At 72.8% G+C, this 20,937-nt stretch carries 18 protein-coding genes; 4 read left to right on the top strand and 14 right to left on the bottom strand.

Going from position 1 to position 20,937, the window contains the following annotated elements:
- From ACIRFL_RS12155 to ACIRFL_RS12130, 6 genes are all read right to left on the bottom strand, one after another.
- Window positions 1–823, bottom strand: an 823-nt coding sequence (locus tag ACIRFL_RS12155) for a universal stress protein (RefSeq protein ID WP_404026922.1), incomplete at its 3' end; no start/stop codon positions are given.
- Between the two features lie 126 nt (window positions 824–949).
- Window positions 950–1,192: a DUF397 domain-containing protein gene (locus tag ACIRFL_RS12150; protein ID WP_404026919.1), complete on the bottom strand. Its 243-nt coding sequence runs from the start codon at window positions 1,190–1,192 to the stop codon at window positions 950–952.
- 82 nt (window positions 1,193–1,274) lie between these two features.
- On the bottom strand, window positions 1,275–2,441 hold the full coding sequence (locus ACIRFL_RS12145) for a thiolase domain-containing protein (RefSeq protein WP_404026917.1): 1,167 nt from the start codon (window positions 2,439–2,441) through the stop codon (window positions 1,275–1,277).
- On the bottom strand, window positions 2,438–3,493 hold the full coding sequence (locus tag ACIRFL_RS12140; RefSeq protein WP_404026992.1) for a thiolase domain-containing protein: 1,056 nt from the start codon (window positions 3,491–3,493) through the stop codon (window positions 2,438–2,440). The genes ACIRFL_RS12145 and ACIRFL_RS12140 overlap by 4 nt, the downstream gene beginning before the upstream one ends.
- An 11-nt stretch (window positions 3,494–3,504) precedes the next feature.
- Complete coding sequence (locus tag ACIRFL_RS12135) at window positions 3,505–4,446, bottom strand: Zn-ribbon domain-containing OB-fold protein (RefSeq protein WP_404026915.1); 942 nt, start codon at window positions 4,444–4,446, stop codon at window positions 3,505–3,507.
- Between the two features lie 42 nt (window positions 4,447–4,488).
- Entirely contained in the window at window positions 4,489–5,289 is an 801-nt protein-coding gene (locus ACIRFL_RS12130; protein ID WP_404026913.1) for a crotonase/enoyl-CoA hydratase family protein, read from the bottom strand.
- 175 nt (window positions 5,290–5,464) lie between these two features.
- Here ACIRFL_RS12130 and ACIRFL_RS12125 point away from each other — a divergent pair, with 175 nt between their 5' ends.
- A complete protein-coding gene (locus ACIRFL_RS12125) occupies window positions 5,465–7,084 on the top strand; it encodes an acyl-CoA synthetase (protein WP_404026911.1) in 1,620 nt (539 codons plus the stop codon).
- Here the strand turns inward: ACIRFL_RS12125 and ACIRFL_RS12120 are convergent.
- The gene (locus ACIRFL_RS12120; protein ID WP_404026909.1) at window positions 7,042–7,272 is read right to left on the bottom strand and encodes a hypothetical protein; all 231 of its coding nucleotides are present in this window, start codon (window positions 7,270–7,272) and stop codon (window positions 7,042–7,044) included. The two genes, ACIRFL_RS12125 and ACIRFL_RS12120, sit on opposite strands and share 43 nt — an antisense overlap.
- A 187-nt stretch (window positions 7,273–7,459) precedes the next feature.
- Here ACIRFL_RS12120 and paaK point away from each other — a divergent pair, with 187 nt between their 5' ends.
- Window positions 7,460–8,755: a phenylacetate--CoA ligase PaaK gene (gene paaK, locus ACIRFL_RS12115; RefSeq protein ID WP_404026907.1), complete on the top strand. Its 1,296-nt coding sequence runs from the start codon at window positions 7,460–7,462 to the stop codon at window positions 8,753–8,755.
- Window positions 8,756–9,036: 281 nt separating this feature from the next.
- On the opposite strand, the gene ACIRFL_RS12110 is transcribed toward paaK, so the two are convergent.
- The 3 genes from ACIRFL_RS12110 to ACIRFL_RS12100 all read right to left on the bottom strand — a co-directional run bounded on the left by ACIRFL_RS12110 (window position 9,037) and on the right by ACIRFL_RS12100 (window position 13,275).
- Window positions 9,037–10,545: an acyl-CoA synthetase gene (locus ACIRFL_RS12110; protein WP_404026906.1), complete on the bottom strand. Its 1,509-nt coding sequence runs from the start codon at window positions 10,543–10,545 to the stop codon at window positions 9,037–9,039.
- A gap of 70 nt (window positions 10,546–10,615) precedes the next feature.
- Window positions 10,616–12,166 (bottom strand): acyl-CoA synthetase, encoded by a 1,551-nt coding sequence (locus ACIRFL_RS12105; protein WP_404026904.1) that lies wholly within the window; start codon window positions 12,164–12,166, stop codon window positions 10,616–10,618.
- Window positions 12,163–13,275: a nitronate monooxygenase gene (locus tag ACIRFL_RS12100; protein ID WP_404026902.1), complete on the bottom strand. Its 1,113-nt coding sequence runs from the start codon at window positions 13,273–13,275 to the stop codon at window positions 12,163–12,165. The genes ACIRFL_RS12105 and ACIRFL_RS12100 overlap by 4 nt, the downstream gene beginning before the upstream one ends.
- 171 nt (window positions 13,276–13,446) lie before the next feature.
- Between ACIRFL_RS12100 and ACIRFL_RS12095 the strand changes: the two genes are divergently transcribed.
- Complete coding sequence (locus ACIRFL_RS12095; RefSeq protein WP_404026900.1) at window positions 13,447–15,231, top strand: serine hydrolase; 1,785 nt, start codon at window positions 13,447–13,449, stop codon at window positions 15,229–15,231.
- Between the two features lie 72 nt (window positions 15,232–15,303).
- On the opposite strand, the gene ACIRFL_RS12090 is transcribed toward ACIRFL_RS12095, so the two are convergent.
- The 4 genes from ACIRFL_RS12090 to ACIRFL_RS12075 form a co-directional block, all read right to left on the bottom strand.
- On the bottom strand, window positions 15,304–16,866 hold the full coding sequence (locus ACIRFL_RS12090; protein WP_404026898.1) for a phytoene desaturase family protein: 1,563 nt from the start codon (window positions 16,864–16,866) through the stop codon (window positions 15,304–15,306).
- 226 nt (window positions 16,867–17,092) lie between these two features.
- Window positions 17,093–18,154 carry a glycoside hydrolase family 25 protein gene (locus tag ACIRFL_RS12085; protein WP_404026896.1) on the bottom strand — a complete coding sequence of 354 codons (1,062 nt, stop codon included), beginning with the start codon at window positions 18,152–18,154 and terminating at the stop codon, window positions 17,093–17,095.
- 99 nt (window positions 18,155–18,253) lie between these two features.
- Entirely contained in the window at window positions 18,254–19,432 is a 1,179-nt protein-coding gene (locus ACIRFL_RS12080; protein WP_404026893.1) for an acyl-CoA dehydrogenase family protein, read from the bottom strand.
- Between the two features lie 225 nt (window positions 19,433–19,657).
- On the bottom strand, window positions 19,658–20,032 hold the full coding sequence (locus ACIRFL_RS12075) for a ferredoxin (protein ID WP_404026892.1): 375 nt from the start codon (window positions 20,030–20,032) through the stop codon (window positions 19,658–19,660).
- A 166-nt stretch (window positions 20,033–20,198) separates the two neighbouring features.
- On the opposite strand from ACIRFL_RS12075, the gene ACIRFL_RS12070 reads away from it, so the two are divergent.
- A complete protein-coding gene (locus ACIRFL_RS12070) occupies window positions 20,199–20,564 on the top strand; it encodes a DUF6479 family protein (RefSeq protein WP_404026889.1) in 366 nt (121 codons plus the stop codon).
- Window positions 20,565–20,937: the final 373 nt, after the last annotated feature.

The raw sequence follows: 20,937 nt of genomic DNA, 5'->3' as shown, positions 1-20,937 counted from the left end.
CAACCACCAGCCCCGCACCTTCGGAAGCCGCGACGAGGTTGCCCGCGGCGTCTCCGGGCCGTGCCTGGGCCTCGGCGCGGACGTCCGGGTGCCGGGCGCGGTGCGGGGCGAGGAATCCCTCGGCGAGGGCCTGGGTCTCGTTCTCCACGGCGTTCTGGTCGATGACGGGCGGCAGCAGTTCGCCGGGCGCCATCAGCGGCTGGGCGGGCCACCGGTAGGCGGCGATCACCTGGAGGAGCGCACCGCGCAGACCGGCCTCGGTGAAGGCGAACGCGAGCGTGACGTCGTCGGGGTTGTCGACGTCCACGCCGACGACCACCCGGGGCCCCGGCCCGGCCGGCGGCTCACCCCGGTCCCCCGCTGCCGCGGAGGCGTGGGAGGTGCCACGGCCGCGGCCGGGCCGGGGCACGACGACGACCGGGCACGCGGCGTCGCGTGCGGCGGCCATGCCGTTGGAGCCGAGCAGCAGGCTGGCGAAGCCGCCCCGTCCTCGGGAGCCGAGCACCAGCATCTGTGCCTCGGCGCCCTGCGCGGGCAGCACCGCGGCGGGCGCGCCCCGCAGGGTGGCGTACTCGACGGGCTGTGCCGCCGCGGGCCCGCGCAGCCGGGTGCGCACCTCGTCGAGGACCCGGTCGTCGTCCGGTTCGGGCGGGCCCGCGGCCAGGGCCTCGGGCCGGCCCCACGGCGCGTACTGCCGCACGTGCACCACGCGCAGGGGTGCCGCGCGCCGCCGGGCGGCGTCGAGGGCCCAGTCCAGGGCGCGCAGGCTGTCCTGCGAGCCGTCGACCGCGGCGATGACCGGCTGGGTGTTCGTCGTCCTCACCTCCGGGATGCGACCTTGCCTTCCGGGGGTCAGCCTCGCTCAGGCCCCGGTCCCGGAAGGGTCCTGTCGGTCGCGTGTCCGGAAATCGGCGCGGAACACCCCCGGATCGGCTCGCCGCCGCGCGGTTCAGGTCAGGTCGAACTCGCCTTCCCGCGCGCCGGACACGAAGGCGCCCCACTCGGCGGGCGTGAAGATCAGGGAAGGGCTCCCGGGCCGGCCGCTGTTGCGCATCGCGATGAACCCCTCGACGAAGGCGATCTGGACATCGCCGAGACCTCGGCTGCTGGACTGCCACTGCGCCTTGCTGAGGTCCAGTTCCGGCTTGTCCCAGCCCATGCGCGGCTGCTGCTGGATGGTGCTCTCGGCCACGTCCGTGCTCCTCCCGGTTCGTCGTCCGCGGCCAGCCTAGCGACCGGTCCCGACCGCCAACAGGCCACGTCCGGGGGACCTTTCACGAGTCGGGGGGCCGCGACCCCACGAGCCACATGGAGAAGAACTGCGAGCCGCCACCGTAGGCGTGCCCGAGCACTCTCCTGGCCCGCTCCACCTGGTGTTCGCCGGCCTGTCCGCGTACCTGGAGCGCGGCCTCGGCGAAGCGGATCATGCCGGAGGCGCCGATCGGGTTGGTGGACAGCACGCCGCCCGACATGTTGACGGGCAGGTCGCCGTCGAGTCCGGTCACGCCGGACTCGGTGAGTTTCCAGCCCTCGCCCTCCTCGGCGAAGCCCAGGTTCTCCAGCCACATGGGCTCGTACCAGGAGAACGGCACATACATCTCGACGGCGTCGATGTCCCGGCGCGGGTCGGCGATGCCGGCCTGCCGGTAGACGTCGGCGGCGCAGTCCTTGCCGGCCCGCGGGGAGACGAAGTCCTTGCCGGCGAAGAGGGTGGGTTCGCTGCGCATGGCGCCGCCGAGCATCCAGGCGGGCGGCCGGGGCGCGCGGGCCGCGCCGGCCCGGCCGGTGAGGACCATCGCGCAGGCGCCGTCGGAGGAGGGGCAGGTCTCCGAGTAGCGGATGGGGTCCCACAGCATCGGGGACGCCTGGACCTTCTCCAGGGTGATGTCGTGTTCGTGCAGATGCGCGTAGGGGTTCTTCAGCGCGTTGCGCCGGTCCTTGTAGGCGACCAGGGAGCCGACGGTGTCGGGGGCCCCGGTGCGCCGCATGTAGGCGCGTACGTGCGGGGCGAAGAAGCCGCCCGCGCCGGCCAGCAGCGGCTGCTGGAAGGGGATCGGCAGGGACAGGCCCCACATGGCGTTGGACTCGGACTGTTTCTCGAAGGCGACGGTGAGCACGGTGGTGTGCACGCGGGCGGCGACGAGGCCGGCCGCGACCAGGGCGGTGGAGCCGCCGACGGAGCCCGCGGTGTGCACCCGCAGCAGCGGCTTGCCCACGGCGCCGAGCGCGTCGGCCAGGTACAGCTCGGGCATCATGACGCCCTCGAAGAAGTCCGGCGCCTTGCCGATGACCACGGCGTCGATGTCGGACCAGGTCAGTTCGGCGTCGTCCAGGGCGCGGCGGGCCGCCTCGCGGACCAGTCCGGCGATCGACACGTCCCGGCGGGCCGCCACGTGCTTGGTCTGGCCGATCCCTACGACGGCCACGGGCTCCTTGCTCATCGGGGATCCCCTTCGAGGACGGCGACCAGGTTCTGCTGCAGGCAGGGGCCGGACGTGGCGTGGGCGAGCGCACGGTCGGACGCTCCGCGCCCGATGCGGTCGGCGGCCTCGCCGATGCGGATGAGCCCGGCGGCCATGACGGGGTTGGCGGCGAGCGCGCCGCCGGACGGGTTGACGCACACGTCGTCGCCGAGTTGCAGTGCCTTGCGCAGGACGACCTCCTGCGCGCTGAACGGGGCGTGCAACTCGGCGGTGTCGACGGGCCGTTCGAAGGCGCCTGCGCGTTCGGCGGCGAGCCGGGCGGAGGGCGAGTCGGTCAGGTCGCGCAGGCCGAGCGCGTGGGCCTCGACACGGTGGTCGATGCCCCGGATCCAGGCGGGCCGCGGGCACAGCCGGCGGGCCCGGTCGCCCGCGGCGAGGATGACGGCGGCGGCGCCGTCCGTGACGGGCGGGCAGTCACCGGTGCGCAGCGGCCGTACCACGTAGTCGCCGTGGGGTACGGAACCCCGCAGCCGGGCGTGCGGGTTGGCGGTGGCGGCGGCCCGGTTGCGGGCGGCGATCGCGGCCAGCGCCTCCTCGTCCGTCTCCCCCGCGTCGATCAGTGCCTGTGCCTGGAGCGCGGCGAGGGCCACGGCGTCCGGCCACAGCGGGGCGAGGTAGTACGGGTCGAGCTGGCGGGTCAGGACGTCCCGGACGGAGCCGGGCGAGGACTTCCCGTAGGAGTAGACGAGGGCGGTGTCGGCCTCGCCGGTGAGCAGTTTGGTCCATGCCTCGTACAGCGCCCAGGCGCCGTCCGTCTCGACGTGCGACTCGGAGATCGGCGGCCAGGCGCCGACGCCGTCCAGGGCGAGGGTGAAGGAGAAGGCCCGGCCGGCCAGGTAGTCGCTGGATCCGGAGCAGGTGAAGCCGATGTCGGCGGTCTTCAGGCCGGTGCGGTCCAGCACCTCGTGCAGCACCGGCATGAGCATTTCCACCTCGGAGTTCTCCTCGTCGGCGGCGCGGTGGTCGCTCTGGGCGAAGGCGACGACGGCGATCCGGCCGGGGTCCGGCATGTGTGCGCGGGTCACAGCAGCTCCTTGTAGGTGTCGTAGTCCGCGTCGGGTTCGCCGGTCGGCCGGTAGTGGTCGGGGTGGCGGGCGCCCTCGGTCCACACCGGTTCGACGCGCAGGCCCATGCGCACCTGGTCGTAGGGGATGCCGGCGATGCGGCCGTGCAGGGCGAGGCCGGCGCCGTCGAGGGCGATGTGCGCGTACACATAGGGCACGTCGATGTCGAGGTTCTTGGCCTTGATGTTGACGATGCAGAAGGTGGTGACCGTGCCGCGTGGCCCCACCTCGACCTGTTCGGCGGTGGCAACGCCGCAGGTGGGGCAGGCGCCGCGGGGCGGCACGTACACCATGCGGCAGGACGGGCAGCGTTCGCCGACGGTGCGCCGTTCGGCGAGCGCCCGGATGTGGGCGGACTGGGCGCGGCCGGGCGTGTAGGTGTAGTCGAGGCGGGCGGGCGCGACGATGCCGGTGACGGGGTCCGCGAACGCGCCGCTGTGCCCGGCGACTTCGGCGGCGGGGCCGTCGTACGGTTCGAAGCAGGCGATGTCCGTGATGGCGCCGGTGCGCTCCTCGGCCCAGCGGATGCGGACCCGCATGCCGGTGTGCACGGTGTCGGGGCCGGGCACGTCCAGGGCGTGCAGCAGGGCGGTGTCGGCGCCGTCGAGGCGGACCAGGGCCCAGGCGAAGGGGGTGCCAAGGGGCTGGCCGCGGCGGGGCCGGTGGTTGAAGGCCCAGGTGGTGACCGTGCCGGTGGGGGCGACCTCGACGAGGTCGCGGATCTCCTCGGCGGTCACGGGGTCGTACTCGACGGGCGGGACGAGGGTACGGCCGTCGTCGGTGCGCACCCCGAGCACGACGCGTTCGCGCAGGCCGGTCAGGAAGGCGCTCTGGACGGGGCCGAGGGAGCGGGTGAAGGGGAACTCCAGGACGAGGGGGGCCTTGAGGACGTCGGGCATCGGCGGCTGTCTCCTTCGCGGGTCGGGCGGGCCGGCACGGGGTCAGGCGCGCTTGTAGACGGGGGGCCGTTTCTCGGCGAAGGCGCGGGCGCCCTCCTTGGCGTCGGCGGTCTCGAAGAGCGGCCGGCCGCGTTCGAGTTCGGCGGCGAGTCCGTCGGTCTCGGTCATCTCGGCGGTCTCGTACACGGACGCCTTGACGGCCTCGACGGCGAGCGGGCCGCAGGCGTTGATCCGTTCGGCGATCTCCAGGGCGCGAGCGAGCGCGGTGCCGTCGGGGACGACGTGTCCGACGAGTCCGATGCCGGCGGCCTCGCGGGCGCTGTAGGGCCGTCCGGTGAGCAGCATCTCCAGGGCGTGGGTGCGCGGGATCTGGCGTTGCAGCCGCACGGTGGAGCCGCCGATGGGGAACAGGGCGCGCCTGACCTCGAACAGTCCGAAGGTCGCGGACTCGCCGGCCACCCGGATGTCGGTGCCCTGAAGGATCTCCGTGCCGCCGGCGACGCAGTGACCCTCGACGGCGGCGATCACCGGTTTGCGCGGCCGGTGGTGGCGCAGCATCGCCTTCCAGTGCAGGTCGGGATCGGCCTTGAGCCGGTCCCGGTAGTGCTCCCCCGCCATGCCCCGGCCGGCCAGTGCCTTGAGGTCCATCCCGGCGCAGAAGGCGCCGCCGGCCCCGGTGAGCACGATCGAGCGGACGGTGTCGTCGGCGTCGGCCTGGAGCCAGCCGTCGTACAGGCCGACGAGCATCGGCAGCGAGAGCGCGTTCTTCGCCTCGGGCCGGTTGAGCGTGAGCACCAGTGTGGCGCCTTCGCGCCGCACGGTGAGGTGTTCCGTGCCAGCCATGACCCATCTCCCCTCTGACGGAACGAGAACAGGTTGCAGTAGGCGGGAGGGCACTTCAAGGGTTTTCTGACAGACAGTCAGATTTCTTCGCGTGAAGCCTTCACAGTTGCGGCGCCCTTTGCTCTGATGACCGGCGAACCGTCGGATGCCAGGTACGCCCGGGTCAGGAGGAACCGTGGAGTACAACCTTGCCGACCTGTTCGAGTCGGTCGTCGACGCGGTCACGGACCGCGAGGCGCTCGTGTACGTCGACCACCCGGGCACGGGCGCGGAGCGCCGTCTGACGTACGCGGAACTGGACGCGGCGGCCAACCGCATCGGGCACCATCTGCTCGACAGCGGGATACGTCCGGGCGAGCATCTGGGGCTGCACCTCTACAACGGCGTCGAATACCTCCAGACGGTGCTCGGCTGCCTGAAGGCCCGCATCGTCCCGGTCAATGTCAACTACCGTTACATCGAGGATGAGTTGGTCTATCTCTACCGGGACGCCGACCTGGTGGCGCTGGTCTTCGACGCGGAGTTCACGGGCCGGGTGGCGGCGGCGCTGCCCCGGGCCGTGGGGCTGCGGCACCTGGTGCGGGTGGGCGAACCGGCGCCGGGCAGCGCCGAGGTGCCCGCCGTCGCGTTCGCGGACGCGGAGGCCGCCGGTTCCCCGGAGCGCGGCTTCCCGGCGCGCTCGGGCGACGACCAGTTCATCATCTACACGGGCGGCACGACGGGGATGCCCAAGGGTGTGATGTGGCGTCAGGAGGACCTGTTCTTCGCGGGCCTCGGGGGTGGCGCGCCGACCGGGGAGCCGGTGGGGACACCGGAGGAACTGGCGCAGCGGGTCGCGGCCGGCGGTGCGGGCATCACCTTCTTCCCCACCCCCCCGCTGATGCACGGCACCTCCACCCTCACGGCGTTCATCGGCTTCAACTTCGGGCAGCGGGTGGTGATCCACCGCAAGTTCGTACCCGAGGAGGTGCTGCGGACCATCGAGCGGGAGAAGGTCACCAGCGTGTCGCTGGTCGGGGACGCGATGCTGCGGCCGTTGATCGACGCGTTGCGGGGCCCCATGAAGGGCACGGACTGCTCCTCGGTGTTCAGCGTCTCCTCGTCGGGGGCGATCATGTCGGAGACGGTGCGCCGGCAGTTCTGCGAACTCGTCCCGAACGCCGTGCTGCTGAACAATTTCGGGTCCTCCGAGTCCGGGTTCAACGGCACGGCGACCGAGGACTCGGGCCAACGGCGCGGATTTCGCATCCAGGTCAACTCCCGTACCCGGGTGGTGGATCCGGCGACGCATGAGCCGGTGGCGGCCGGTGCGGTGGGGCGGGTGGCGCAGTGCGGACACGTACCGCTCGGCTACTACAACGACCCGGTGAAAACCGCCGAGACCTTCTTCGAGAAGGACGGCGTGCGCTGGGTGCTGCTGGGCGACATGGCGATGGTGGACGAGGAGGGCGTCGTCACCGTGCTCGGCCGCGGCTCGCAGTGCATCAACACGGGCGGCGAGAAGGTCTACCCGGAGGAGGTCGAGCAGGCGCTCAAGTCGCATCCCGACGTGTACGACGTGCTCGTGGCCGGGGTGCCGGACGCCACCTGGGGCAACCATGTGGCGGCGGTGGTGCAGTTGCGGGAGGGCGCCGACGCGTTGTCCCTGGCAGACGTGCAGCGCCACTGCCGTGCCCAGCTGGCCGGCTACAAGATCCCCCGCCAGCTCGTGCTCACGGAGACCATCCAGCGGTCCCCGAGCGGCAAGGCGGACTACCGCTGGGCCCGGCAGGTGGCGACGAACGCGAACCAGTAGCCGACACACCGGACACCGAAGGGCACACCACAGGCCGCAGCGGCGCGGACGGCCGGCAGGCCGATGGCTGACGGGTTGGCGGTGATCGGCACGCGCCGCCGGACCCGGTACGGATACCGGGCCGCGTACAGCGTCGCGAGGCTCCCGCCCGCCGCGTGCGCGAGCAGATCCATAGGGTCGAGCCCCATGCGGTCGGGCCCCATGTGGTCCCGTAAGACCTCCACATCGCCGACCATCCAGTCGCGTCCGAGGGTGTGAGAAAACGCAGGGAGACCTCTTGCCGGGGGCCGGGGCGGGCTGAATTACTGATCTCGGACACGGCAACCGAATGATCGGTCGTCCGGATCGACGTGATCGGTGAGCGGGAGGTGCCCCATGACCGAGGCGAGGGAGCTGTTCGACGCGGGGGAACGGCTCGACGCGACGGCTCTGCGGGCGCTTCAGCTGGAGCGGCTGCGGACCACGCTGCGGCGCGCCTACGACAACGTGCCCTTCTACCGCCGGGCCTTCGACAAGGCCGGCGTCCGCCCCGAGGACTGCCGGTCCCTGGCCGACCTGGCCCGGTTCCCCCTCACCACCAAGGCGGACCTGCGCGAGAACTACCCGTACGGGATGTTCGCCGTGCCGCGCGACCGGATCCGCCGGATCCATGCGTCGAGCGGCACCACCGGACGCCCCACGGTGGTCGGCTATACGGACAACGACCTTTCCCTGTGGGCCGACATGGTGGCCCGTGCCATCCGTGCGGCCGGCGGCCGGCCCGGGGACACGATCCATGTGGCGTACGGCTATGGGCTGTTCACCGGCGGTCTCGGCGCCCACTACGGCGCGGAGCGGCTGGGGTGCACGGTCGTCCCCGCCTCCGGCGGGATGACCGCACGGCAGGTCCAGCTGATCCGGGACCTGGAGCCGCGGATCATCATGGTCACGCCCTCGTACATGCTCACCCTGCTCGACGAGTTCGAACGGCAGGGTGTGGACCCGCGCGGCACGTCGCTCAGGGTCGGCATCTTCGGTGCCGAGCCGTGGACGGAGCAGATGCGCGGGGAGATCGAGGAGCGCTTCGGGATCGACGCCGTCGACATCTACGGGCTGTCCGAGGTGATCGGACCGGGCGTCGCCCAGGAGTGCGTGGAGACCAAGGACGGCCTGCACATCTGGGAGGACCACTTCTATCCCGAAGTCGTCGACCCCGTCACCGGGGAGGTGCTGCCCGAGGGCGCGGAGGGCGAGCTGGTCTTCACCTCGCTCACCAAGGAGGCCATGCCGGTGATCCGGTACCGGACCCGTGATCTGACCCGGCTGCTGCCGGGCACGGCCCGGGTGTTCCGGCGGATGCGGAAGATCACCGGCCGCAGCGACGACATGGTGATCCTGCGCGGGGTCAATCTGTTCCCGACGCAGGTCGAGGAGATCGTGCTGCGCACCCCGGGCGTCGCCCCGCACTTCCAGCTCCGTCTCACCCGCACGGGCCGCCTCGACGCCCTCACCGTGCGGGCCGAGGCGCGGCCCGGAGCGACGCCCGAGGCGCGCCGGGAGGCGGCCCGGGCCGTCGCGGCGGCCGTCAAGGACGGCATCGGCGTGTCGGTCGCCGTGGAGATCGTCGAACCGGAGTCGCTGGAGCGGTCGGTGGGCAAGATCCGCCGGATCGTGGACCTGCGCCCGCGCTGAGCGCTCCGCCGGCCTGCTCGTGCTGCGCCGTCGGGCGTCCGCGGCGCCACCGTGGCCGGCCGCGCCGCTCTCCACGCCGCTGCGGGCGCTGCCGAGCGATGCCGGACCGCGCCCGGCCTGGGGCCCGTCGTCACACTCCCTCCGTCGGCCTCCGGCCGGGAGGTGCCCCCAGCCCCGCGCCACGATGCACGCTCCTCAGCTCCCGGCTCCGCTCGACCGGGGCCACCACGACGCCGCAGGGCCCGCCCTGCGGGCGAACGACGCGAGTTCGACGACGGGACCTAGCTCGGCTGCCCCTCGGCGAACCGTTCCCGCAGTTCCCGCTTGAGGATCTTGCCGCTGGCGTTGCGCGGCAGTCCGGTCACGAACAGCACCCGCTTCGGCGCCTTGAAGGGGGTGAGCCTGGTGCGGACGTGGGCGATCAGTTCGGCCTCGGTGACCTCGCCGCGCGGTACGACCACCGCCGTGACGGCCTCGCCCCAGCGCTCGTCGGGCAGCCCGATCACGGCGGCCTCGGCGACCGCCTCGTGGGTGTAGAGGGCGTCCTCGACCTGCCGCGAAGCGATCAGCACGCCACCGGAGTTGATGACGTCCTTCACCCGGTCGACGACCGTGAGGTATCCGTCGGCGTCCCGCACCGCGAGGTCGCCGGAGTGGAACCAGCCGTCGCGGAAGGCCGCCGCGGTCTCCTCGGGCTTGTCCCAGTAGCCCTCGCACAACTGCGGCGAGCGGTAGACGATCTCGCCGGGTGTGCCGTCGGGCACGTCCGCGCCGTCCTCGTCCACGACGCGCGCGTCCACGAACAGCACGCTGCGGCCGCAGGAGTCGAGCCTGCCCTTGTGTTCGTCGGGGCCGAGCACGGTGGCGAGGGGGCCGATCTCGCTCTGCCCGAAGCAGTTGTAGAAGGCGAGGCCCGGCAGCCGTTCACGCAGCCGCTCCAGGACCGGCACGGGCATGATCGACGCCCCGTAGTACGCCTTGCGCAGACCGCCGAGATCCCGGGTCGCGAAGTCGGGCCGGTTCGCCAGCGCGATCCACACGGTGGGCGGGGCGAACAGGCTGTCCACGCGGCCCGCCTCGATCAGGTCGAAGAGGGTGTCGCCGTCGGGCTCGTCGAGGATGATGCCGCTCGCGCCGACCGCGAGGTAGGGCAGCAGGAACACATGCAGCTGGGCCGAGTGGTAGAGCGGCAGGGCGTGCGCGGGCCGGTCGCCGGCGCTCAGGTCGAGGGCGGTGATCGCGCTCAGGTAGGCGTGGACCAGGGCCCGGTGGGTCATCATCGCGCCCTTGGGCAGGGCGGTGGTGCCGGAGGTGTACAGCAGTTGCACCAGGTCCTCGGTGCGCGGTTCGGGGCCGTCGTACGGGGGTGCCGTCGCGAGCGAGGCGAGGAGCGAGTCGTCGGTGTCGCGCAGCGGCAGCGCGGGGACGCCGTCCGGGAGCCGTCCGGCCAGGGCCGGGTCGGCGAGCACCAGGGAACTGCCCGACTGACGGACGATGTAGGCGAGGTCGTCGCCGGTCAGATGGTGGTTGACCGGCACATGGACCAGGCCGGCGCGGGCGCAGGCGAGGAAGGCGACGACATAGGCGTCGGAGTTGTGGCCGAAGGCGCCGACGCGGTCGCCGGGGGCGAGGCCCCGGGCGCGCAGCAGTCCGGCGGCGCGGGAGACGGCGTCGTCGAGTTCCGCGTAGGTCCAGCGGCGCTCGCCGTACTCCACCGCGATCCGGGCGGGTGTGCGCCGGGCGCTGCGGCGCAGCACCCCGTCGACCGTGCTGCCGTGTCCCTGCGTCATGGCACCCGATCCTCGGGCCGGCGCGCGGGCAGGTCAAGAATCCGTGGCCCGTCGGCCGGGCCCGGTGTGGTCACACGGGGCGGCCCCGGCCCTGCCAGTAGGGGTCACGCAGCCGCCGCTTGTACAGCTTGCCGTTGGGGTCGCGGGGCAGTTCGGCGACGAAGTCGACGCTCTTCGGCCGTTTGTAGCCGGCGAGCCGTTCGGCGCAGTGGGCGAGCAGGGCGACGGCCAGTTCCGGCCCCGGCTCGTGCCCGGGGGCCGGTTCCACCACGGCCTTGACCTCCTCGCCCCAGTCGTCGTGCGGGATGCCGAAGGCGGCGGCGTCGGCGACGGCGGGGTGGGCGAGCAGCACGGACTCGATCTCGGCCGGGTAGATGTTGACGCCGCCGGAGATGATCAGGTCGATCTTGCGGTCGCGCAGGAAGAGGTAGCCGTCCTCGTCGAGGTGGCCGAGGTCGCCGACGGTGAAGAAGTCGCCGATGCGGTTCTTGCGGGTCTTGGCCTCGTCCTTGTGGTAAGCGAAGCCGCCGGTGTTCATCTTCATGTAGACGGTGCCGAGTTCGCCGGGCGGCAGCCGGTTGCCGTCGTCGTCGAAGACCGCGAGTTCGCTGATCGGCCAGGCCCGGCCGACCGTGCCGGGCTTCTTCAGCCAGTCCTCGGCGGTCGCGAAGGCGCCGCCGCCCTCGCTGGCCGCGTAGTACTCCTCGACGGCGTGCCCCCACCAGTCGATCATGGCCCGTTTCACATGGTCGGGGCAGGGTGCGGCGCCGTGGATGGCGTGCCGCATGGAGGAGACGTCGTAGGACCGCCGTATGTGCTCGGGGAGCGCCAGGAGGCGGTGGAACTGTGTGGGGACCATATGGGTGTGGGTGCAGCGGTGGGTGTCGATGAGGTGCAGCATCTCCTCGGGTGTCCACTTGTCCATCAGCACCAGCCGGTGCCCTATGTGCAGGGAGGCGCCGGCGAACTGGAGCACGGCCGTGTGGTAGAGCGGCGAGCAGACCAGGTGGACGTTGTCGTCGAACGGCTTGATGCCGAAGATGCCGAGGAACCCGCCGAGGTATGCCTCCTCGGGGGGCTTGCCGACCAGCGGGCGCCGGATGCCGCGGGGCCGGCCCGTGGTGCCCGAGGTGTAGTTCATCACCCAGCCGAGGGTGCGCTCGGCGGGCGGCGACTCGCTGTGTCCGTCGAGGAGTTCGGCGTACGGCCTGAAGCCTTCGACGGTGCCGACCGCGTACCGGTGGGTCGCCGGCAGGCCGGCCTCGTCGGCGGCACGGCGGGCGGGGCCGGCGAACCGCTCGTGCGCGATGAGCACCTTGGCGCCCGAGTCGGCGACGATCCAGGCGATCTCGGGGCCGACGAGGTGGTGGTTGACGGGCACGAGGTAGAACCCGGCCTGGGTGGCGGCCAGATAGGCGGTGAGGAATTCGACGCCGTTGGGCAGCACGACGGCGAGGGCGTCGCCGCGCTCCAGGCCCGCGGCGCGCAGGCCGTGCACGAGCCGGTTGGCGGCGGCGTGCAGCCGTCCGGCCCGCCAGTCCTCGCCGTCGGGGGCGACGAGGACGGTGCGGTCGGGCTGCTGGGCGGCCTGGGCCCAGAAGCCGGTGGGGGGTGTGGTCACGACTGGCCGCTCCTTCCGGCGATGCGGTTGATGCGGTCGACGGCCCGCTCGAAGCCGCGGGTGAGGTCGTCGAGGACGGCCCGGACGTCGCGCCTTTCGGTCATCCGGCCGACGATCTGACCGACGGGGGTGCCGAGCAGCGGCTCGACCTCGTACTTCTGGATGCGGGAGACCGCCTCGGCGACCAGCAGTCCCTGCAGCGGCATGGGCAGGGTGCCGGGCCCGTCCGGGTCGTCCCAGGCGTCGGTCCACTCGGTGCGCAACTGGCGCGCGGGTTTCCCGGTGAGGGCGCGCGAGCGGACGGTGTCGCCGGACCCGGCCGCGAGCAGCTTGCGGGTGAGAGCGGGGGATTGCAGCTCCGCCTCTGTGGTGGTCAGCCATATGGAGCCCAGCCACACTCCTTGGGCGCCCAGGCTCAGTGCCGCCGCCACCTGCTGGCCGCTGCCGATGCCGCCGGCCGCCAGCACGGGCAGCGGGTCGACGGCGTCCACCACTTCGGGGGTCAGCACCATGGAGGCGATCTCCCCGGTGTGGCCGCCCGCCTCGTAGCCCTGTGCCACGACGATGTCGATGCCCGCGTCGCGGTGTTTGCGGGCGTGCCGGGCGCTGCCGGCGAGCGCGGCGACGAGCACGCCCCGGTCGTGGGCGCGGGCCACGACGTCGGCGGGCGGGGAGCCGAGGGCGTTGGCGAGGAGCCGGATCGGGTAGTCGAAGGCGACGTCGAGCTGGCTGCGGGCGACCTGTTCCATCCAGCCGGTGATGCGCCAGCCGGACGGCTCGCCCGCGGCGAGTTCGGGCACGCCGTACTTGGCGAGGGTGTCGGCGACGAAACGGCGGTGTCCCTCGGGGATCATCGCCTCGACGTCGGCCTCGGTGACGCCCTCGACCTTCTTGGCGGGCATGACGACGTCGAGGCCGTAGGGCCGGCCGTCGGTGTGCGCCTCGATCCAGTCGAGGTCGCGTTTGAGGTCGTCGGGTGCGGTGTAGCGGACCGCGCCGAGCACGCCGAATCCGCCGGCCCGGCTGATGGCCGCGGCGACGGCGGGGAACGGCGTGAAGCCGAAGACGGCGTGCTCGACTCCCAGTTGCTTGCTCAGCTCCGTCTGCATGGGCGCAGGATGCCGCAGTCCTCGGAACGACGGAAGCCCTTTTCTGATACAGCGTCAGATTCTTCGGGGGCCGCGCCGGGGTGCGCGCACCGTTGACACACTCCACGTCTGACAGGAAAGTTTCACCGCGCACGGCAAACCCCGAAAGTTACTTTCAGACGGGAGCCCCACATGACCGACGACGTGCCGGGCACTACGGCGGCCGGGCTGACCCGGCGCCGACTGGGCATCGGCGCCCTGACGCTGGGCGGCGCGCTCACGCTCGGCCCCTGGCCCGCGGGTCCGGCCGCCGCCGCCCCGGCGGCCGGCCACCCCACCCTGCGCTACGGCTCGGCCGAACGCGCCGGCCTGCTCGCCGAGCATCTGCGCCTGCTCGTCGCCGACGCCGAGACCTTCCTCGGCCCCTCCCCCGCGCACCCCTGGTACGCGGGCGCCGTCCTGCTCGCCGGGCGCGGCGGCACCGTGGCCCTGCACCGGCCCATCGGGACGGCCGTGCGCTACGCGGCCTACGACGAGAAGACCGACACCGGCGTGGAGTTCCCGGCCGGCCGGCAGATCCCGATGGCCAAGGACACGGTCTTCGACCTGGCCTCCGTCTCCAAGCTCTTCACCTCGCTGCTCGCCGTCCAGCAACTGGAGCGGGGCACCATCGAGCTGGAGCGGCCCGTCGCCTCGTACCTCCCGGAGTTCGGCGCCGCCGGCAAACAGGAGGTGACGATACGTCATCTCCTCACGCACACCTCGGGGTTCCGCGCCTGGATCCCGCTGTACGACGCCCCCGCGTACGAGGACAAGCTCCGGCTCATCTGGAACGAGGCGCCGGTCAGCCCGCCGGGCACCGCCTACCTCTACTCGGACCTGAACCTGATCTCCCTCCAGCTCGTCCTCGAACGGGTCACCGGCCGCCCGCTGGACGTCCTGCTGCGCGACGGGATCACCGCCCCGCTCGGCCTGCGCCGCACCCGCTACAACCCGCCCGCCTCCTGGAGGCCGCGGATCGCGGCGACGGAGGACGCGCGCAGGCCGTGGTCCGGCCTGGACCGGGGGCTCGTTTGGGGCGAGGTGCACGACGAGAACGCCTACAGCCTGGGCGGTGTCGCGGGCCACGCCGGGGTGTTCTCCTGCGCCTGGGACCTGGCGGTGCTCGCCCGTACGCTGTTGAACGGCGGCGTCTACGGGCGCACCCGCATCCTGCGGCCGCAGTCCGTGGAGCTGATGTTCACCGACTTCAACACCGGCTTCCCGGGCGACGAGCACGGCCTCGGCTTCGAGCTGTACCAGCACTGGTACATGGGTGCGATGGCCACTCCGCGCACCGCCGGGCACACCGGCTTCACCGGCACCTCCCTGGTGCTCGACCCGACCACCGACTCCTTCCTCGTGGTGCTCGGCAACTCGGTGCATCCCGTGCGCACCTGGCGGTCCGGTTCCGCTCCCCGGGTCGCCGCCGGCACGCATCTGGCGCGGGCCGTTCCGGTCCGTCCCGCCGAGGGCCGCACGGCCTGGTTCTCGGGCCTGGCGAACGCCACGACCGCCACGCTCACCCTGCCCCCGCTCGACACCCGTGCCGGCGGGGCGCGGCTGCGCTGTGCCCTGTGGTGGGACACCGAGCCCCGCTCGGACACGCTGGTCCTGGAAGCCTCCGCGGACGGCGGCGGCTCCTGGCGTCCGGTGCCGTTCACCACGGCCCGACCCGGCGAGGAGTCCCGGGAACACCCGGACGGCACGGCCACCGGCTGGTCGGGCCGCGTCTGGCACCGGCTGACCGCGGACCTCCCGGCCGACCGGCGGCTCGTGCTGCGCTGGCGGTACAGCACGGACCGGCTCTATGTGGGCCGCGGCGCCTACGTCGACGCGCTGCGCGTGGAGGCCGGCGATGCCGTGGTCTTCGACGGCGCGCGCCCGGCGGACGCGGCCCGCGTCACGGCGGCGGGCTGGCGGCCGTCGGCCGACTGACGGTGCGGGCCGGGCCTCGTGGCCCGGCCCGCACCGCCGTGCCCGCCCGTCTCCTCTGGCTCCCCCGTCTTTTCAGCCCCGCTCCAGCACCGCCATCGCCGCGTTGTGTCCCGGCACTCCGCTCACCCCGCCGCCGCGCACCGCTCCCGCCCCGCACAGCAGGACGTTGGCGTGCCGGGTCTCCACGCCCCAGCGGCCGGTGCCCTCCTGGGCGTAGGGCCAGGCCAGCGCGCGATGGAAGATGTTGCCGCCGGGCAGGCGCAGGTCGCGCTCCAGGTCGAGCGGGGTCTTCACCTCGATGCACGGGCGGCCGTCGGCGTCGGTCGCCAGGCAGTCGACCAGGGGCTCGGCGAGGTGGGCGTCGAGCTGCGCGAGCGTCGCCTTCAGCAGTTGACGGCGTGCGGCGTCGTTGTCGCCGGCGAACAGCCGGGCGGGGGTGTGCAGGCCGAACAGGGTGAGGGTCTGGTAGCCGCGGGCGGCCAGGTCGGGGCCGAGGATCGAGGGGTCGGTCAGGGTGTGGCAGTAGATCTCGCTGGGCGGTGCGGCGGGCAGCCGGCCCGAGGCGGCCTCGGCGTGGGCAGCGGCCAGTTGCCCGTAGCCCTCCGCGATGTGGAACGTGCCGGCGAACGCCTGCCGGGGGTCGACGGTGGGGTCGCGCAGCGCGGGCAGCCGCTTGAGCAGCATGTTGACCTTCAGCTGGGCGCCCTCGGCGGGGGCGGGCGGCGCCTCGCCGGTGAGGGCGGCGAGTTCCTGCGGCGATGCGCCCACGAGGACGTGCCGGGCGGCGACGACGCCCTCGCCGTCGGCCGTACGGTAGGCGACCTCGGCGCGGTGTCCGTCGGTGTCGACGCGGACGGCCTCGTGCCCGGTCGCGAGGGTGGCGCCCGCCGTGCGCGCTGCGGCGGCCAGCGCGTCGGTGAGGGCGCCCATGCCGCCGACGGGCACGTCCCAGGCGCCGGTGCCGCCCCCGATGACGTGGTAGAGGAAGCAGCGGTTCTGCGGCAGGGCGGGGTCGTGGGCGTCGGCGAAGGTGCCGATGAGGGCGTCGGTGAGGACGACGCCCCGGACCAGGTCGTCCTCGAACTCCCGCTCGATCGCGGTCCCGATGGGCTCCTCGAACAGGGCGCGCCAGGCGTCCTCGTCGTCGATGCGGCGGCGCAGCTCGTCGCGGGTGGGCAGCGGTTCGGTCAGGGTCGGGAAGACCCGCTGGGCGACCTTGCCGGTCATGCCGTAGAACCGCTGCCAGGCCGCGTACTCGTGCGCGCCGCCGGTCAGCCGGGCGAAGGACTCCCGGGTGCGCCGCTCGCCGCCGCCGACCAGCAGCCCGGTGGGGCGCCCGGCGCGCACCGCCGGGGTGTAGGAGGAGATGGTGCGGCCGCGGACGCGGAAGGTGAGGCCCAGGTCCCGCACGATCTTCCGGGGCAGCAGGCTGACCAGGTAGGAGTAGCGGGACAGCCGGGCGTCGACACCGGTGAACGGGCGGGTCGACACGGCCGCGCCCCCGGTGCGGCCGAGCCGTTCCAGGACCAGCACGGACCGTCCGGCCCTGGCCAGATAGGCGGCCGCGACCAGCCCGTTGTGGCCGCCGCCGACGATGACGGCGTCGTACGCGCGGGATCCCTCGTGTGCAGGCATGGTTCTTCGTAACACGTGATGATCTACGTCGGCCAGAGGCGTGCCGGGACGCGACGGCTGACGGTGCGGTGTCCCGGGTCGGCCGCGTCGACCCGCCCGGCCCGCCTCACCCGCGTGGCGCGCCACGAGCCGGGGTTTCGGGTGCCCGCGCGCCGGTGTCAGATGCCGACCGGTGCCGCGGCGGCGGCCCGGCCCGGTGCGTTTCGTGCCGGGCCGGCGGCGCGGGTCAGCTCTCCTTCCACACGAGCAGGGTCAGTACGGCGCTGCTGACGGTGACCGGGGAGCCGGACTGGTTGAGCAGCCGGACGCGCATGCCGCGGCCCTTCGCGAGCCGCTTCGTCAACGGGATCACGGCGAAGGTGCCGCCGGCGGTGCCGATGATCTCGTGGATGGGGTGGTCGGCCTCGTGCTTGTCGCCCTGGTACTCGGACATGCGGGCCTGGACGACCGCGCCGGCCGGCAGCCCGGTGAGGTACAGGCTGACGCTGCCGGTGAAGCGGGCCGGGCCGCGCGCCCAGACGCTGCCGTCGGTGGCGTGGTCGCCGGTCTCGTCCGACCACTCCTTGGTGAACTCGATCGAGTCCCAGGCGCCAGGGCTCAGCTTGTAGGGCTTTGCGAGCCCGAGGTTCACGTACTGGGGCATCTCGTCCTCCTCGGAGGTGTCGCCCGCGGCCCAGGCGCGCAGGCCCGCCTCGGACAGATAGGCGATGGATCGGTCGACGGGCAGGCTGGTGAACTGCCAGATGAGCGGGGCCCGTCCGCTGGGCCGGGGCCGGGCCGCGGCCTCCGCCCTGCTGTACGAGGCGGCGCCCCAGGGGTAGGCCGGGTACCAGAGGGGGACGCCGTCGGGCACACGGCCGGCGGCGAGGTCGTCGCCGCTGGTGTAGACACCGACGCGCTGCCCGGGGAACGCGGCCCGTACGGCGGCGATCCAGGCGGCGGCCCAGGACTTGATCTGGGCGGCGCTGCGGCCGCTGTAGTTGCGGCCGTCCGCGTAGCGTTCGAGGTCGAGCCAGTGGGTGAACCCCTTCTTCGCATGGGCCCGGACCGCGCCGATGTAGTTCGCGGCCTCCTCGTCGACGTCCTGGTTGGGCCAGGCGAAGTGGTAGGCGCCGGGCACCAGTCCGGCCTTGATGATCCCGGTGATGTGGCTGTCGAACTTCGCGTCCCGGGAGCGCCGGCCCTCACTGGCCTTGGCGAAGGCGAACACGACGCCGTCGCCCTTGTGGGCGGCCCAGTTCTGGGTGCCCTGGTAGGCGGACACGTCCATGCCGCGGCAGGTGGCCATCGGCACCTCCTTCTGTGTCGGGCGCAGCGCGGACCCTTTGCGTGCCGAACCACGCCCAGGCCACAACTGACGTGTCCGTGAGCCTACTTGAAACGATCCTCAGCGCCGCACCCGTGGCATCCCCAGGCCGATCCACGAGATGATCTCGCGCTGGATCTCGTTGTTGCCGCCGCCGAAGGTGAAGATCACCGCCGAGCGGTAGCCGCGTTCCAGCTCACCGTGCAGGACCGCGCCGGCCGAGCCCTCCTTCAGGGGGCCCGCCGCTGAGACGACCTCCATGAGCCAGGCGTAGGCGTCGCGGCGGGCCTCGGATCCGTACACCTTGACCGCGGAGGCGTCCTGCGGGGTGAGGCTGCCGTCCTCGACGGCGTTCACCATCCGCCAGTTGAGCAGCTTCATCGCGTCCAGTCTGGTGTGGGTCCTGGCCAGCCGGTTGCGCACCCAGGAGAGGTCGATCACGCGGCGGCCGTCGGCGAGCTTGGTCCCTCTGGCCCAGCGCTGGACGTCGTGCAGGGCGCGGATCGCCATCGTGCCGTGCGCGGCGAGGGTGACGCGTTCGTGGTTGAGCTGGTTGGTGATCAGCCGCCAGCCCTGGTTCTCGGCGCCGACCCGGCGGGAGACGGGGACGCGGACGTCCTCGTAGTAACTGGCCGTGGTGTCGTGCGAGGCGAGGGTGGTGATGACGGTGCAGGAGTAGCCGGGATCGGAGGTCGGCACCAGGAGCATGGTGATGCCCTTGTGCGGCGGCGCACCCGGATCGGTGCGCACGGCCAGCCACACCCAGTCCGCGGTGTCGCCGTTGGTGGTCCAGATCTTCTGCCCGTTGACGACGTACTCGTCGCCGTCGCGCACGGCGCGGGTCTTCAGGGACGCGAGGTCCGTGCCGGCGTCCGGCTCGCTGTAGCCGATGGCGAAGTCGATCTCGCCGGAGAGGATCCGCGGCAGGAAGTACGCCTTCTGTTCGTCGCTGCCGAACCGCATCAGGGTCGGGCCGACCGTGTTCAGCGCCATGAGGGGCAGCGGTACGCCGGCCTGCGCGGCCTCGTCGAAGAAGATGAACTGCTCCATCGCCGTCAGCCCGCGCCCGCCGTACTCCTCGGGCCAGCCCACGCCGAGCCAGCCGTCCGCGCCGAGCCGCCTGATCGTGTCACGGTAGAACCGCTTCTGCGCGGCCGGGTCGGCGTAGCGGGCGTACGCGTTGTCCGGCACCAGGCCGGCGAAGTAGGCGCGCAGTTCGGTGCGCAGCCGCTGCTGCTCGGGCGTGTGGTCGAGGTGCACGGCGCCTCCAGGTTCCCGTCGGCCGGTCCTGACGGCGCACACCGTAGAACGTGTTACAGAAATTGGGAATGGCGGCCCTCGGAGAAGTCATGGGGAGCCCGGCGGGCGCACAAGAGCGGGGAGGGTCGTGCGCCTCGCCGGGAGGCCGTGGGAAGACGCGCGCTCCGGGCATGCCGAGAGCACGGCCGGGGCGGCGGGGCGATCTCGGGCGGGCGGTCGCGGAAGTCAGCCGAGTGCCGCCACGAAGTCGGCGCAGGCCCGGGCGCACGCCCGGCACGCCTCCGCCGCCGCCCGCGCGCCGGACCGCCCCTCGAAGGCCACGGCGCTGTCGAGGCAGACCGCGCGGCACCACTCCAGCTGGATCCGCAGCCCCGTCTGGTCCTGGCAGTTCTGTTCGGACAGCATGCGGCAGGTGGTGTCGCACACCTCCGCGCACAGGATGCCCTGCCGCCGCACCCGCTCCGGCTCGTCGGTCCCGTCCGGGTCCAGAAGGCTCGCGCGCACCGCGCAGGCCCGGGCGCACTCGGTGCACGCCTGCGCACAGGCGAAGCGGTCCTCCAGGAAGCGGTACAGCTCCTGCTCGGAAGTCGTCGGTGTCACACGCGCCGGGTAGCCCGGTCGGGGCGGGTCAAACCCGGGCCGGTGCGGGTTGCGCGGCGGCGGCCCGGCCCGGTGCAAACCGTTGGGGGGCAGTGTCACCGGGCGTAGGCGACGAGCGACGGAAAGCGTCCGGTTCACCCCGTTATGACAGGGGTATTCCCTTGCTATGAGTACCGTATCGATGCAGATGGCCGCGCCGAGCGGCCTGCTGAGTCTCGGGCTCTTCGTGGTGGCTGTGGCCGTCCTCGCGCTGCTCGCCGGGGGCTTCTGGCTGGGCTCCCGTGTCAAGTACCGCGAATCGCCCCGGCCGCGCCCCGAAGAGCAGCCGCATCTGCCTCCGGGCGGTGCGGTGCACGAGGTCCGGCAGAACCGGGAGTCCGAAGAGGTGCCGAAGACTCCGGAGGGCGGGCGTCCGCTCACCCCGTACGAGTTGGGCAATCAGCAGACCCGGCCCAGCGAGTCGAAGGACCGGCCGCGGTGGAGCAAGGGGTCAAGCGGCTCGTTCGGTGGGGGTGGGTTGGGGGCCCACTGACACCTACGGCGTTTTGGCGGCGTTCTTCGGGGTCGGCGCGGTGAGTTTTTTGGCGGGTCGGGGGCTCGTCGTGGTGCGGCGCGTCGGTGGCCGGGTGCGGGTGGGTTGTGGTTGAGCGCGCAGTTCCCCGCGCCCCTTTGGGGCGCCAGTGCAGCCCTGTGCCATCCCGCTTGGGTCCGGGGCCCGCCGTCGTGGGCGCGTCCGTGGCCGGGTGCGGGTGGGTTGTGGCCGGGCGCGCAGTTCCCCGCGCCCCTATGGGGCGCCAGTGCAGCCCTATGCCATCCCGCTTGGGTCCGGGGCCCGCCGTCGTGGGCGCGTCCGTGGCCGGGTGCGGGTGGGTGGTGGCCGGGCGCGCAGTTCCCCGCGCCCCTTT

The organism is Streptomyces sp. NPDC102462 (assembly GCF_044765425.1).
GTDB lineage: Bacteria > Actinomycetota > Actinomycetes > Streptomycetales > Streptomycetaceae > Streptomyces.
This window is presented reverse-complemented; position numbering and strand designations above follow the sequence as displayed.